At 74.3% G+C, this 14493-nt stretch carries 11 protein-coding genes; 3 read left to right on the forward strand and 8 right to left on the reverse strand.

All coding sequences use genetic code 11. The features are described 5' to 3' along the window. The first annotated feature begins 174 nt into the window (after positions 1–174). Positions 175–1863, forward strand: coding sequence for a bifunctional 3'-5' exonuclease/DNA polymerase (locus tag ACIP60_RS34585; RefSeq protein ID WP_400692483.1), 1689 nt, complete (start codon positions 175–177; stop codon positions 1861–1863). Positions 1864–1878: 15 nt separating this feature from the next. On the opposite strand, the gene ACIP60_RS34590 is transcribed toward ACIP60_RS34585, so the two are convergent. Next, positions 1879–3060 carry a PP2C family protein-serine/threonine phosphatase gene (locus ACIP60_RS34590; RefSeq protein ID WP_400692486.1) on the reverse strand — a complete coding sequence of 394 codons (1182 nt, stop codon included), beginning with the start codon at positions 3058–3060 and terminating at the stop codon, positions 1879–1881. A gap of 347 nt (positions 3061–3407) precedes the next feature. Here ACIP60_RS34590 and ACIP60_RS34595 point away from each other — a divergent pair, with 347 nt between their 5' ends. Both ACIP60_RS34595 and ACIP60_RS34600 read left to right on the forward strand, forming a co-directional pair. Continuing rightward, complete coding sequence (locus ACIP60_RS34595; RefSeq protein WP_400692489.1) at positions 3408–3626, forward strand: heavy-metal-associated domain-containing protein; 219 nt, start codon at positions 3408–3410, stop codon at positions 3624–3626. A 110-nt stretch (positions 3627–3736) separates the two neighbouring features. Further along, positions 3737–5989, forward strand: coding sequence for a heavy metal translocating P-type ATPase (locus tag ACIP60_RS34600; RefSeq protein WP_400692492.1), 2253 nt, complete (start codon positions 3737–3739; stop codon positions 5987–5989). Between the two features lie 7 nt (positions 5990–5996). On the opposite strand, the gene ACIP60_RS34605 is transcribed toward ACIP60_RS34600, so the two are convergent. From ACIP60_RS34605 to ACIP60_RS34635, 7 genes are all read right to left on the reverse strand, one after another. Beyond that, on the reverse strand, positions 5997–6716 hold the full coding sequence (locus tag ACIP60_RS34605) for an SDR family NAD(P)-dependent oxidoreductase (RefSeq protein ID WP_400692494.1): 720 nt from the start codon (positions 6714–6716) through the stop codon (positions 5997–5999). 461 nt (positions 6717–7177) lie between these two features. Beyond that, positions 7178–8467 carry a citrate synthase gene (locus ACIP60_RS34610; RefSeq protein WP_100840339.1) on the reverse strand — a complete coding sequence of 430 codons (1290 nt, stop codon included), beginning with the start codon at positions 8465–8467 and terminating at the stop codon, positions 7178–7180. 233 nt (positions 8468–8700) lie between these two features. After that, positions 8701–10899, reverse strand: a complete 2199-nt coding sequence (locus ACIP60_RS34615; protein WP_400692499.1) for an ATP-dependent RecD-like DNA helicase — start codon at positions 10897–10899, stop codon at positions 8701–8703. A gap of 18 nt (positions 10900–10917) precedes the next feature. Continuing rightward, on the reverse strand, positions 10918–11451 hold the full coding sequence (locus ACIP60_RS34620; protein WP_400692501.1) for a hypothetical protein: 534 nt from the start codon (positions 11449–11451) through the stop codon (positions 10918–10920). Between the two features lie 400 nt (positions 11452–11851). Then, on the reverse strand, positions 11852–11980 hold the full coding sequence (locus ACIP60_RS34625; RefSeq protein ID WP_400692504.1) for a hypothetical protein: 129 nt from the start codon (positions 11978–11980) through the stop codon (positions 11852–11854). Continuing rightward, positions 11971–12345 (reverse strand): hypothetical protein, encoded by a 375-nt coding sequence (locus ACIP60_RS34630; protein ID WP_400692507.1) that lies wholly within the window; start codon positions 12343–12345, stop codon positions 11971–11973. Before ACIP60_RS34630 ends, ACIP60_RS34625 begins: the two co-directional genes overlap by 10 nt. Before the next feature lie 197 nt (positions 12346–12542). Then, positions 12543–13130: a hypothetical protein gene (locus ACIP60_RS34635; protein WP_400692509.1), complete on the reverse strand. Its 588-nt coding sequence runs from the start codon at positions 13128–13130 to the stop codon at positions 12543–12545. Positions 13131–14493: the final 1363 nt, after the last annotated feature.

Here is a 14493-nt window from a genome sequence, read left to right on the forward strand (position 1 = left end):
CGCGCGCCCCTTCACCCGCACGTCTCCCCCTCGTGCCGCGACGCCGGCTGTCACCCCCACCGGCTACCGTCGTCAGGTCCCGCCCCCGGGCCCCGGACGCCCCCGAGAAGCACTGAACAGCACTGAGCAGCACCGAGAAGCACCGAAACAGCTGGCCGAGAGGAGCCGCCGCCCGTGCGCTACGCCCTGGTGCCCGACCCGCACGGCCCGGGCGGCCGACTGCGGCCGCTCGGCGAGGACGGCGCGCCGCTGGGCCCGCCCGAGCGCGCGCCGCGGCTCGCCGAGGCGGTGGCCGCGGTGGAGGCCGCGCACGCCCCGCGCTGGGTGTGGCCGACGGCGGACACCGGGTACGGCCCGCTGCTGGCCGCCCTGCCGGAGCGGCTGGCGCGCTGCCACGACCTGCGGCTGACCGAGGCGCTGCTGCTGGGCCGGGAGGGCCGGTTCGGGGCGCCGCGTTCGCTGGGCGCGGCCTGGGCCCGGCTGCGCGGCCTGCCGGTGCCGGCCGACCTGCCGGAGGGCGCGCTGCCCGACGAGGACGGCCTGTTCGCCCCGGACCGGCTGCAACTGCCGCCGGGCACGGACCAGTTGGAGGCCACCGTGGCGGTCCACGCGGAGCAGCTGCGGCGGCTCGCGGCGATCGCCGACCCGGCGGCCCGCTCCCGGTTCCGGCTGCTGGTGGCGGCCGAGTCGGCGGGGGCGCTGCTGGCCTGCGAGATGGCGCACGACGGGCTGCCCTGGCGCTCCGACGTGCACGACGGGCTGCTGACCGAGCTGCTCGGGCCGCGCCCGGCGATCCCGGGCGCGCTGCCGCCGAAGCTCGCCGAGCTGGCCCTGGAGGTGCAGCACGCGCTGGGCGCCCGCCCGTTCAACCTGGACTCGCACACCCAGGTGATCAAGGCGTTCGCCGACCGGGGCGTCCAGCTGTCCTCGACCCGCTCCTGGGAGCTGAAGGCGGTGGACCACCCGGCGGCGGCCCTGATGGTGCGCTACAAGGAGCTGTCCCGGCTGCACGCCGCGCACGGCTGGGCCTGGCAGGCGGCCTGGGCGCGCGGCGGCCGGTTCCGCCCGGAGTACGTGGTGGGCGGCGTGGTGACGGGCCGCTGGGCCTCGCGCGGCGGCGGCGCGCTACAGATCCCGCGCACCCTGCGCGGCGCGGTGGTGGCCGATCCGGGCTGGCTGCTGGTGGTCGCGGACGCGGCGCAGCTGGAGCCCCGGGTGCTGGCCGCCCTGTCGGGGGACGCCGGGCTGGCCCGGACGGCCGCCGACGGCGACCTGTACGCGGCGCTGGCCGCGAGCGCGTTCCAGGGCGACCGGGACAAGGCGAAGCTGGGCCTGCTGGGCGCGATGTACGGCCAGACCGGCGGCGGCATCGGCCCGCTGCTGAACACGCTGCGCCGCCGCTACCCGGCGGCGATGGGGTACGTGGAGGCGGCGGCCCGCACCGGGGAGGACGGCGGGGTGGTGTCCTCCCGGCTGGGCCGGGCCTGCCCGCCGCCCTCGGCGGACTGGCTGGACCTGACGGAGGCCCCGGAGTCCGGCGAGGCGGGCGGCCGCTCGGCCCGCGCCCGCGGCCGGTTCACCCGCAACTTCGTGATCCAGGGCAGCGGCGCGGACTGGGCGCTGGCCCTGCTGGCGGCGCTGCGCCGCCGGCTGGCCGCGCTGCGCTCCGGCGACGACCGCCCGCACCTGGTGTTCTTCCAGCACGACGAGGTGGTGGTGCACACCCCCGCCGACCTGGCCGACGCCGTCGCCGCCGCCGTCGCCGAGGCCGCCGAGGAGGCCACCGCCCTGGTCTTCGGGGACACCCCGGTGCGCTTCCCGCTGAGCACCGCCGTGGTCGACTGCTACGGGGACGCGAAGTGAGCGCCCCCGCCCGGCTCAGGGCACCGCGTCCGGCGCGGGCCGGGTGACCAGCAGCAGCAGCGCGTCGTCGCCGAGTTCGCCGCCGGTGTGCGCCAGCAGGTCGGCGTACAGGCGGGCGACGGCGGCGTCGAGGTCGGCCAGCGAGCGCCAGCCGTCGCGGACCAGCGGCCCGGCGCGTTCGGCCAGCGGGTAGAACTCGCCGCCGGGCGCGCCCTTCGCCTCGATCACGCCGTCGGTGCACAGCACCAGCACGTCGCGCGGGCCGAACGGCACCGCGGTCGGGCTGGGCCGGCCGCTGACCAGGTGCCCGAGGCCGAGCGGCAGCCAGGGGTCCTCGGGTTCGAGCACCTCGGCCCGCCCGTCGGCGCGCACCCGCAGCGGCGGGACGTGGCCCAGGTGCAGCAGGTCGACGCTGCCGGGCTCGCGGAAAGCGGCGAACATCGCGGTGGTGAACTCCCCGTCGGGCACGTGCCGGCGCATGCTGGCCTCGATCCGCCCGGCCACCGCGGGCAGCTGCTCCTCGTCGTACGCGGCCTCCCGGAACGCGCCGAGCACCACCGCGGCGGTCTGCACCGCCCCGAGCCCCTTGCCGCGGACGTCGCCGACCAGCACCCGGGTGCCGTACGGGGTGTCCAGGACGGAGTAGAGGTCGCCCCCGATCCGGGCGGCGTCCGCGGCGGAGACGTACCGCACGGCCAGCCGCAGCGGCCCGACCACCGGTTCGGGCTGGCGCAGCAGCGCCCGCTGGGCGGCCTCCGCGACCGAGCTGACGGCGGCGAAGGCCGCGGCTCTTCGCATCCGCAGCTCGGCGATCCCGGCGCTGAGCGCGGTGACCGCGACGTAGCTGACCATCGCGCCGTAGAGGAAGCGGCTGTCGCTGAGGTTGTCGACCTCGTCGTAGCCGCTGAGGACGAGCAGCGCCATCAGGCCGAGGAAGCAGACCGCGAGCAGTTCGCGCGGGCGCAGGGTGAGCGCGGCGACCGACGGGACGACGACCATCAGCGGGGCCAGGTAGCGGTCCTGCCCGGAGAGGTAGTCGGCGAGGGAGACGATCGCGATGGCGAGCAGCGCGGGCCCGGCCCGGCGCAGCAGCGACAGGTCCTGGAGGTCGGCCGTCAGCAGGGCGTCGCGCTGCCGGCTGGGCGGCACTCCGCCGGTGCTGCCGGACGGCGTGCCGTCCCCGCGTCGAAAGTGCACCTACCGAACATATCGGACAGCGGGCCACCCTGCTCCGTCCGGGCGAAACGCCGGCGGCACCGGGCGCGGGCCCCGGGCGTCCGGCCGGGGCCCCGCGCCCGGGGTCGTGGCGCCCCGCCGGGCCTGGCCGTTCGGATGACGGCCGGGAGGCGGCCCGGCGTGGGGCCGCCCGCCGCCGCCGCTCCCGGCCCGGCGCGGACTACCCTCGGGGGCGGGTCGCGGACGTGCGGGCCGGAACGCGCCCCGCCCTCGGCGGAATACCCCCAGGGGGTACTGTGGTTGTCCGAGGCGCAGCACGCCCCGGGCCCGGCATCCGGTCCCGCCCCAGCACGTTCCGGGAGGTTCCCATGTCCAGCACCGTCACCTACACCGTCAGCGGGATGAGCTGCGGCCACTGCGAGAAGGCGATCGACGGCGAGGTCTCCGCGCTGCCCGGCGTCACCGCGGTCGCCGCCGACGCCCAGGCCGGCACCGTCACCGTCACCGCCGAGCCCGCCCCCAGTGACGAGCAGATCGCCGCCGCGGTGGACGAGGCCGGCTACGAACTGGTCGGCCGGGCCGCCTGACCCGCCACGGGGCGGCCCCGCGCCGCCCCGCCCGCCCGTCGGCGCACCGCAGCGCACCACACCGCACACCCGAGCGAACCCGAGCGAACCCGAGCGAACCGGACGAGCTGATGAGCACCACCACCGACCCCGCCGCCCGCGACCGCGTCGAGCTGTCCATCGGCGGCATGACCTGCGCCTCCTGCGCCGCCCGGATCGAGAAGAAGCTCAACCGGATCGACGGCGTGCAGGCCAGCGTCAACTACGCGACCGAGAAGGCCCGGGTGGACTTCGGCCCCGGCACCAGCGTCGCCGACCTGATCGCCACCGTGGAGCGGACCGGCTACACCGCCGAACTCCCGCCCCCGCCCGCCGCGCCCGAGCCCGCCGACTCCACCGGGTCCGCCGAGCCCGACCCCCTGCGCGACCGGCTGCTGGTCAGCGCCGTGCTCAGCGTCCCCGTCGTGCTGCTCTCGATGGTCCCCGCCCTGCAGTTCGACAACTGGCAGTGGCTGGCCTTCGCGCTCACCGGCCCGGTCGTCGTGTACGGCGGCCTGCCGTTCCACCGGGCCGCCTGGACCAACGCCCGGCACGGCGCGGCGACCATGGACACCCTGGTCTCGCTCGGCACCCTGGCCGCGTTCGGCTGGTCGGTGTGGGCGCTGTTCTGGGGCGACGCCGGGATGCCCGGCATGCGGCACGCCTTCTCGCTCACCGTCCGCGCCACCGACGCCTCCTCCGCGCTCTACCTGGAGACCGCCTCCGCCGTCACCACCCTGATCCTGCTCGGCCGCTGGCTGGAGGCCCGCTCCAAGCGCAGGGCCGGCGCCGCCCTGCACGCCCTGCTCGACCTCGGTGCGAAGGACGTGGCGGTGCTGCGCGGCGGCCGGGAGGTCCGCGTCCCGGTCGGGCAACTCGCCGTCGGCGACCGCTTCGTGGTGCGCCCCGGCGAGAAGGTCGCCACCGACGGCACCGTGGTCGAGGGCAGCTCCGCCGTGGACGCCTCCATGCTCACCGGCGAATCCGTACCCGTCGAGGTCACCGTCGGGGACACCCTCACCGGCGCCACCGTCAACGCGGGCGGCCGACTGGTCGTGGAAGCCACCCGCATCGGCACCGACACCCAACTGGCCCGGATGGCCAAACTCGTCGAGGACGCCCAGAACGGCAAAGCCGCCGCCCAACGCCTGGCCGACCGGATCTCCGCCGTCTTCGTACCCGTCGTGATCCTGATCGCCCTCGGCACCCTGGTCGGCTGGCTACTGGCCTCCGACAACCCCACCGAGGCCTTCACCGCCGCCGTCGCGGTACTGATCATCGCCTGCCCCTGCGCCCTGGGCCTGGCCACCCCCACCGCCCTCCTCGTCGGCACCGGACGCGGCGCCCAACTCGGCATCCTCATCAAAGGCCCCGAAGTACTGGAGAACACCCGCAAAGCCGACACCGTCGTCCTCGACAAGACCGGCACCGTCACCACCGGACACATGACCCTCCTCGCCCTCCACACCACCGAAGACACCGACGAAGACCAGGCACTGCGGCTGGCCGGAGCCCTGGAACACGCCTCCGAACACCCCATCGCCCGCGCCATCGCCACCGCCGCCCGGGAACGCCTCGGCCACCTGCCCGCCGTCGAGGGCTTCGAGAACCTCCCCGGCCTCGGCGTGCAGGGCCTGGTCGAAGGGCACGCGGTGATCGCCGGACGCGAGGCGCTGCTGGCCGACCGGTCGCAGCCCCTGCCGGCCGGACTGGCGGCGGCGAAGGCCGCGGCCGAGCGGGCCGGACGGACCGCCATCGCGGTCGGCTGGGACGGAGCGGCCCGCGCCGTGCTGGAAATCGCCGACGCCGTCAAACCCACCAGCGCCGAAGCCGTCACCCGACTACGCGCCCTGGGCCTACGCCCCGTCCTGCTCACCGGCGACAACCGGGCCGTCGCCGAGACCGTCGCCACCGAAATCGGCATCCCCGCCCACGACGTGTACGCCGACGTCCTCCCCCAGGACAAAGCCGCCACCATCCGACGCCTCCAGAACCAAGGCCACACCGTCGCCATGATCGGCGACGGCGTCAACGACGCCGCCGCCCTCGCCCAAGCCGACCTCGGACTCGCCCTCGGCACCGGCACCGACGCCGCCATCCAAGCCGCCGACCTCACCCTCGTCCGCGGCGACCTGCGCACCGCCGCCGACGCCATCCGCCTCGCCCGCCACACCCTGGCCACCATCAAAAGCAACCTCTTCTGGGCCTTCGCCTACAACACCGCCGCCCTCCCCCTCGCCGCCACCGGCCTCCTCAACCCCATGATCGCCGGAGCCGCCATGGCCTTCTCCTCCCTGTTCGTAGTCGGCAACAGCCTGCGACTGCGCAGGTTCCGGGCAGCCTGACGGGGCGTCAGCGGCCCAGCAGTTCGCCGCCGTTGCAGTGCAGGATCTCGCCGGTGATGAACCCGGCCTCGGCGGAGGCGAGGAAGTAGACGGCGGCGGCGACCTCCCCGGGTTCGCCGATCCGCCCGAGCAGCGTGCGCGCCGAGCGCCGGGCCACCTCGGCCTCGTCCAGTCGCGGGCCGAAGAACTCGGTGCCCGCGACGGTGCCCGGGGCGACGATGTTGGCGGTGATCCCGGACGGGCCGAGCTGGGCGGCCAGGAAGTGGTTCCAGGCGTGCAGGGAGGCCTTCGCGGCCCCGTAGGAGCCCGCGCCGCGCAGCGCGGCGATCGAGGAGACGGTGACCACCCGGCCGGAGCCGGGGGTGAGCCGGTCGCGGACGGACTCGGTGAGCAGCACCGCGGTCAGCACGTTGCGTTCGAAGTCGCCGCGCCAGCGGGCCAGCACCGCGTGCGGCCCGGCGCCGGGCACGGTCTCCCGGCTGCCGGCGTTGTTGACCAGCACGTCGATCCGGGCGGGCAGCACGTCCAGGGCGGCCTCCACCGCGTCCGGGTCGGCCAGGTCGCACACCAGCGGGGTGACGTTCGGGCCGAGCTCCCGGACGGCGTGGTCGAGGACGCCGGGCCGGCGGCCGACGATCACCACCCGCTCCCCGGCCTCGGCGAAGCGCCGGGCCAGATCCAGCCCGATGCCGGTGCCACCACCGGTGACGACGACGTTCCTGGCCATTGCGCACTCCCTCCCTGACCGTTCGCCGCGCCGCGCGCCGCAGGCGGTCCGTACCGGATTGCCACGATTCCTATCACGCTGGGTTGCGGGGCCGGTGGGGTGGGTGACGCCGCACGCCGGCCGTGCGGTGTGATATGCGCGCGGACGCCCGGGTGCGCGGACGCACACGGAGAGTGGAGAGAGCCAACTCACACCCCCCTGGCGTAACTCTGCGCCCCCTGGTACGTCTTACCTTTTGTAGAGCGGGGCTCCGGCGGGCCCCGGACGGGCTGTCGATTCGTCGATCGCCCTCGCGCACGGCACCGGGCCGGACCCGGACCCGGGGACGCTTTGAGCGGCCGTTCCCGACCGGGCCCGTCCCGGGCGCCGTGCGCCCCAGTACGGCGACACGCGAAGGGGCCCGGCCCCGCCCCCTGTACGGGAGGGCGGGACCGGGCCCCTTCGGCTCCGCGGCCGACGGCTCAGCGCGCGTCGAGCGGCACGTAGTCGCGGATCTCCACGCCGGTGTAGATCTGCCGCGGGCGGCCGATCCGGCTGGTCGGGTCCTTGATCATCTCGTGCCAGTGGGCGATCCAGCCGGGGAGCCGGCCGATCGCGAACAGCACGGTGAACATGCTGGTCGGGAAGCCCATCGCGCGGTAGATCAGGCCGGTGTAGAAGTCCACGTTCGGGTAGAGCTTGCGCGAGACGAAGAAGTCGTCCTTGAGCGCGTGCTCCTCCAGCTTGAGCGCGATCTCCAGCAGCTCGTCGGACTGGCCGAGCTGGGCCAGCACCTCGTGGGCGAGCACCTTGACCTGCGCGGCGCGCGGGTCGAACGCCTTGTAGACGCGGTGGCCGAAGCCCATCAGCTTGACGCCGTCCTCGCGGTTCTTCACCTTGCGGATGAACGCGTCGACGTCGCCGCCGTCCTTCTGGATCTGCTCCAGCATCTCCAGCACGGCCTGGTTGGCGCCGCCGTGCAGCGGGCCCCAGAGCGCCGAGATGCCCGCCGAGATCGAGGCGAACAGGTTGGCGTGCGAGGAGCCGACCAGGCGCACCGTCGAGGTGGAGCAGTTCTGCTCGTGGTCCGCGTGCAGGATGAACAGCTTGTCCAGGGCGTTGACCACGACCGGGTTCAGCTCGTAGTCCTCGGCCGGGACGGCGAAGGTCATCCGCAGGAAGTTCTCGACGTAGCCGAGGTCGTTGCGCGGGTAGACGAAGGGCTGGCCCATCGCCTTCTTGTACGCGTAGGCCGCGATGGTCGGCAGCTTCGCCAGCAGGCGGACCGTCGACAGGTTGCGCTGCGCCTCGTCGAACGGGTTGTGGCTCTCCGGGTAGAACGTGGAGAGCGCGCCGACCACCGAGGAGAGCATCGCCATCGGGTGCGCGTCCCGGGGGAAGCCCTGGTAGAAGCGCTTGACGTCCTCGTGCAGCAGGGTGTGCTGGGTGATCTCGTTGCTGAACGCCTCCAGCTCGCCGGCCTTCGGCAGCTCGCCGTTGATCAGCAGGTAAGCGGTCTCGATGAAGTTGGCCTCCGAGGCCAGCTGCTCGATCGGGTAGCCGCGGTAGCGCAGGATTCCGGCGTCACCGTCAATGAAGGTGATCGCGGACTTGTTGGCGGCGGTGTTGCCGAAACCGTTGTCCAGGGTGACCAGGCCGGTCTGCGGGAGCAGCTTCGAGATGTCGAAGCCGGAGTTGCCCGCAGTGCTCTCGACGACGGGGTACTCGTACTCGCCGTCCTGGTACCGCAGTACTACCGATTTGTCGCTCACGTCTTCCTCACCGACGAAATTGATCCTCATCCGACTGCCCTGACTGTCTCAACGATCCCCCACCCGAAGGACGGCCGCGCACCCGGGGGTGACCCCGGGAAGGACCGGGGCCTACAAACTCCGCTGCCGCCACCGGTGCGAACCGGACAAGATCGGCAGCGGCACCGGACCAGGTTCCGCCCTAAATCTCTTCACGTCAAGACAACCTCTGAACGTACCGTACCCCCTGGAACTCAGCCCGCAGCCAATCTGTGGTCCAGCGCGGAGTGCCGCCGACCGGCGCTGACCGCCCGCACGGCCTGCCCGATGGCCTTGCGCGACCCGACCAGCACCACCAGCTTCCGGGCCCGCGTCACCGCCGTGTACAACAGGTTGCGCTGGAGCATCGTCCACGCCGAGGTGGTGACGGGAATCACCACCGCCGGGTACTCGCTGCCCTGCGAACGGTGGATCGTCACCGCGTACGCGTGCGCCAGCTCGTCCAGCTCGTCGAAGTCGTACGGGATCTCCTCGTCCTCGTCGGTCATCACCGTCAGCCGCTGGTCGTCCACGCTCAGTGCCGTCACGACGCCCACTGTGCCGTTGAAGACGCCGCTGCGCCCCTTGTCGTAGTTGTTCCGGATCTGGGTGACCTTGTCGCCGACCCGGAACGTCCGCCCGCCGAAGCGGCGTTCGGGCAGGCCCTCGCGGGCCGGGGTGACGGCCGACTGGAGCAGCGTGTTCAGCGCGCCGGCCCCGGCCGGGCCGCGGTGCATCGGCGCCAGCACCTGCACGTCGCGCCGCGGGTCCAGGCCGAAGCGCTGCGGGATGCGGCGGGCCACCACGTCCACCGTCAGGCCCGCCGCGCGCTCCGCGTCGTCCTCCACGAACAGGAAGAAGTCCGGCAGGCCCTCGGTCAGCGGCGGCAGGCCCTCGTTGATCCGGTGCGCGTTCACCACCACGCCGGACTGCTGGGCCTGCCGGAAGATCCTGGTCAGCCGGACCGACGGGATCGGGCTGCCGGGCGAGAGCATGTCCCGCAGCACCTCGCCCGCGCCCACCGAGGGCAGCTGGTCGACGTCCCCCACGAACAGCAGGTGCGCGCCCGGCGCCACCGCCTTGACCAGCTTGTTCGCCAGGATGAGGTCCAGCATCGAGGCCTCGTCGACCACCACCAGGTCCGCGTCCAACGGCCGGTCCCGGTCGTAGGCGGCGTCCCCGCCCGGCTTCAGCTCCAGCAGCCGGTGCACCGTCGACGCCTCCGCGCCGGTCAGCTCCGCCAGCCGCTTCGCCGCCCGCCCGGTCGGCGCCGCCAGCACCACCTTCGCCCGCTTCGCCAGCGCCAGCTGGACGATCGAGCGCACTGTGAAGGACTTGCCGCAGCCCGGGCCGCCGGTCAGCACCGCGACCTTCTCGGTCAGCGCCAGCCGCACCGACTGCTCCTGCTCCGGGGCCAGCTCCGCCCCCGTCCGCTTCGCCAGCCAGCCCAGCGCGGCCGGCCAGTCCACGTCCCGGAACCACGGCATCCGGTCCCCGTCCGCCCGCAGCAGCCGCAGCAGCTGGCCCGCCATCGACAGCTCCGCCCGGTGGAACGGCACCAGGTACACCGCCGTGACCTGCTGCCCGTCCGCCCCCGGCAGCCGCTCGCGGACCACCCCCTCGGCCGCGACCAGCTCCGCCAGGCAGTCGATCACCAGCCCGACGTCCACCTGGAGCAGCTTCACGCCGTCCGCGATCAGCCGCTCCTCCGGCAGGTAGCAGTGCCCCTGGTCGGTGGACTGCGACAGCGCGTACTGCAGGCCCGCCTTCACCCGCTCCGGCGAGTCGTGCGGGATGCCCACCGCCTGCGCGATCCGGTCCGCCGTCAGGAAGCCGATGCCCCACACGTCCGACGCCAGGCGGTACGGCTGGTTCTTCACCACCCCGATCGAGGCGTCGCCGTACTGCTTGTAGATCCGCACCGCCAGCGAGGTCGACACCTGGACGCCCTGCAGGAAGACCATCACCTCCTTGATGGACTTCTGCTCCTCCCACGCCTTGGCGATCATCTTCGTGCGCTTCGGGCCCAGGCCCGGCACCTCGATCAGCCGCTGCGGCTCGTTCTCGATCACCTCCAGGGTCTCCACCCCGAAGCGCTCCACGATCCGCTCTGCGAACCGCGGCCCGATCCCCTTGATCAGCCCCGAGCCCAGGTACCGCCGGATGCCCTGGACGGTGGCCGGCAGCACCGTCGTGTAGTTCTCCACCGTGAACTGCCGCCCGTACTGCGGGTGCGAGCCCCACCGCCCGAACAGCCGCAGGCTCTCCCCCACCTGCGCCCCCAGCAGCGCCCCCACCACCGTCAGCAGGTCGTTCGCCCCGCGCCCGGTGTCCACCCGGGCGACCGTGTACCCCGTCTCCTCGTTGGCGTACGTGATCCGCTCCAGGACCCCCTCCACCTGAGCCAGCTGCACCGGACACCTCACCCGCGATCAGGAACACGCCACCGGGAAAGGTACTCCGCCCGACCGACAGACCGGTCGCGCCCGGCGGGGCCGCACGCCCGCGGCGCACGACCCCGCCCGACCGCCCCGCCACCGCGCGCCCTCCCCCGGCCGGAGCACCCGCGGGACGACCCGCCGCCCCGCCACCCCCTCCAGTACCGGCAGCCCGACCGCCGCCGGCGCGACCGCCGCTCGGTCCGGGGCGAGCGTCGGCGCGCCCGGACCGGCCGTGAAGGCCCGCAGGTGGAGGTCCGGGCCGAGCAGCCACGGCAGCGCCGACCCGAGCAGCGTGCCACCGACCACCGCCGCCACCGCCGGCAGCAACTGGACCAGCCGGACGCCCGCCGCCGCCCGCCCGCCGAGCCCCAGCGTCCGCAGGTGGGCCAGCGCCCGCCCGCGCTCCGCCGTGCCGAGCAGCAGCTCCGGCACCACCGCGACCAGCCCGAGCAGCGGCCCGAGCGCCGCCGACACCCGGAACGCCGTCTCCAGCGCGGCCACCAGACCGTTCCTCGATGTCTCCATCAACTCCCTATCAAGTAACCGGACTTCGACCGGCGCGCCGCGGCTCACCGCCCCGCCCGCCGCCCCGCCCGCCGCGGTCGCCGCCGACCCCGACCGGCCCGGATCGGCGAACACCACCGCCGCGCCGCGCTGCCCGCTATGCCGCGGCAGCCGCGCCGCCCCCGGCCCGCCGAACACCAGCAGCCCGCCCGGTCCGCCGCCGCACCCTGTGGCAGCACCCCCACGATCCGCACCCGGAACCGGCTCGTCCCGGCGTCCGCGTCGAACGATCCGTCCAGGAACCGATCCACCGTCACCAGATCGGCCAGCGCCGGGAGTTCCGCACCCGCGCCGAGCGGCTCGGCCAGCTCCGGCACCGCGGCGAGCCCCGCCTGATCGACCCCGACCAGGCCGACGCCCTTCACCGTTGCACCATCTCGTCCGAGGTCAGCGCCTCCAGCCCGCCGCGCACCTGGAGCACCCCGGCCACCCCCGGCACCCGACCCAACTCCTCCACCGGCAGCGGACGCTGCGCCGGGCTCAGGACCACCGCGTCACCGCCCGGCCCTCCCGGACGGTGTCCGACACCAGCGCGCCGGACACCGCACAGGCCAGCGCGGGCACCAGCACCAGCAGCGCCGTCGCCGTCCCCGAACGCCGCCCGGCCTGCGCCAGCCCGACCAGCGCGACCGCGCCCCGCCGACGCCGCGCCCAGCCCGTCAGCAGCCACAGCGGCACCGGGTACAGCCGCAGCACCACGACCACCGCCGCCAAGCCCGACACCACCGGCACCAGCGCCAGTCGAGGGTCCGCCTCGACCCCCGCCGGGGTCGCGCCGCGCAGCCGCAACTGCAGCACGCCCGCCCCAGCCAGCACCGCCCCCTCTGCCACCAGCCGCGCGGACAGCTCTGACACCCGCCTCGGACCCCGCCAGCGCATCGGCTCCCGACCCGTCCGGCTCGCCCGCCACCAGTAGCACCGCCGCCAGCGCCGGCCACCACGCCCCCAGCGACAGCCCGTCCGCCTACCGGACGGACACCACCCACCTCCCCAGCAGGCCCGCCAAGGCCGCCGGAGCCGCCTCCAGCAGCCGAACGGCGGCCAGCGCGAGCTCACCCACGCCCCGGGCCCGCTGGAGCGCCAGCGCCGCCTCCCCGCGCCGCGCCCCCGGCCGGGTCGCGGCCACCGCCGTGGACACCCCGATCGCCGGCAGACCCACCGACGCGAACGACCGCAGCACCACCGTCCGGGCCCGCTGCACCGCGAAGGCGTCCTACCAGCGCCGACAGCAGCTGGATCAGCTTCGGCACCCCCATCGTCCTGGTCCCGGCCGGGCAGGGGAACCGGTCCGAAACCACCCCGCCGCACACCGACACTGCCAGCGCCAGCACCGCGCCGAACTCCCGCTCCCCACAGGACAGTTCCCCCGCCCTCCGGGAAGTCCCGCCGGTCCCGCAGGGCTGCTCGGCCGTCCAGAACGCCCAGGTCGCGTCCAGCGTCCGCGACCCGCGCGCCTCCATCGCCTGCCCGTACCGGACATGGATGCTCGGCTGCAGCTGCGAGTTCAGCAGCGGCAGCTCACGCCACAGATCGTCCGACCCGTCCAGCGGCTCGAACTCCCCGACCACCACTGCTTCGGTCGACCCGGCCGACCCGGACATCACCACCCGCCCGCCGACCTTCAGCCCGAACTGCTGCAACGACGCAGTAGACAGGCCCAGTTCGGCCGGCTTCCCCGGCACTCAGCCCCCGGCCGGCCACCCAGCGCACTCGCTCCGCCACGTCCTGCGCGTACACCAGCGACACGATCTCCGGATCGCCGTGCGGCTCCGGCACCCCTCGCCCCGCAGCTCCATCCCCTTGGCCTGCGCCTACCCCGACACCCGGACCAGAGCGTGCGCCAGCTCCCCGGACGAACTCTGCCGCATCTCCTCCCGACCCGGGTCAGGTCGGCGTCCAGCGTGCCGAAGCCCATCGCCCGCCGCACTCCCTTCCCGTCCACCGGCGGATTCACCGCCGAACGCGCCGACAGCAGCGGGCCCTCCGCCTGCGCCGCCGTCAACCGGCGGGCCAACTCCCGCGTCGCCAACCGGTCGAACACCGGCGGCCACAACAGCGCCGCGACCGTCAGCACCGGCCGACCCGTCCGGGCCTCCCGCAGCGCCGGCCGCCAACCCCCGAACCCGCCCGGCCGCCACCCTTCCCGCCCGATCATCCGTACGCCCCCGCCCGCAGCCCACGTGCCAAATCGACCCGTACCAACATCCGCGACAGCACCACCGCGCCGACCCCCAGCACCGCGAACCCGACCACCGCCAACTGCTCCCACCGCAGCACCAGCGCCGCCCCCGCCACCGGAAATCCACCAGTTGACGAGCCGTCAGCACCGTCGTCACCGCCGACAGCACCCCAGCACCGTCACCGGCACCAGCATCCCCGAACGCGCCACCAGCACCGACGACCGCAACTCGTCCAGCACCGCCGGAATCTCACTGATCTACCCGCACCGCCCCCACCGACGACTCCGCCCCACGGAACACTGCCCAGACCGGATCGCCCGTCGCCAATCGCTCCACCCAGCTCCGTAACACCGCCACCATGTCCAACCGCAACCGCAGCGGATCCGGCAGCACCGTCCATTGGACGTCCGCCTCCTCCCACAACAACGGATCCGTCCGCACCAGGCCCCCGCGAGGCCAGCACCACCCCCGACCCGTCCGCCCAGGCCCGCCACAGCTGCTCCACCCCCGGCACCTCCCGGTACAACCCCGCTCACCACTACCGGTACGGGCCCCGGCTTGCCCGGCTTCGCCAACGCCACCGCCCTACCGACCCCGATCCCCAGCCGACGCGCCACCGACTCCGACAGCACCACCTTCTCCGCCCCGGCCGGCCAAGCCCCCCGCACCAACTCCGCGAGCTGCTGTGGATCCGCCACCACCGACGACATCTCCCGAGCGTCGGAGCTGGGAACGCGAAAAAGCCCCCTGACATCCCGTCAGGGGGCTTTCCCACAAAGATTGTTCGGCGGCGTCCTACTCTCCCACAGGGTCCCCCCTGCAG

Source organism: Kitasatospora sp. NPDC088783, assembly GCF_044750705.1.
GTDB classification, from domain to species: domain Bacteria; phylum Actinomycetota; class Actinomycetes; order Streptomycetales; family Streptomycetaceae; genus Kitasatospora; species Kitasatospora fiedleri.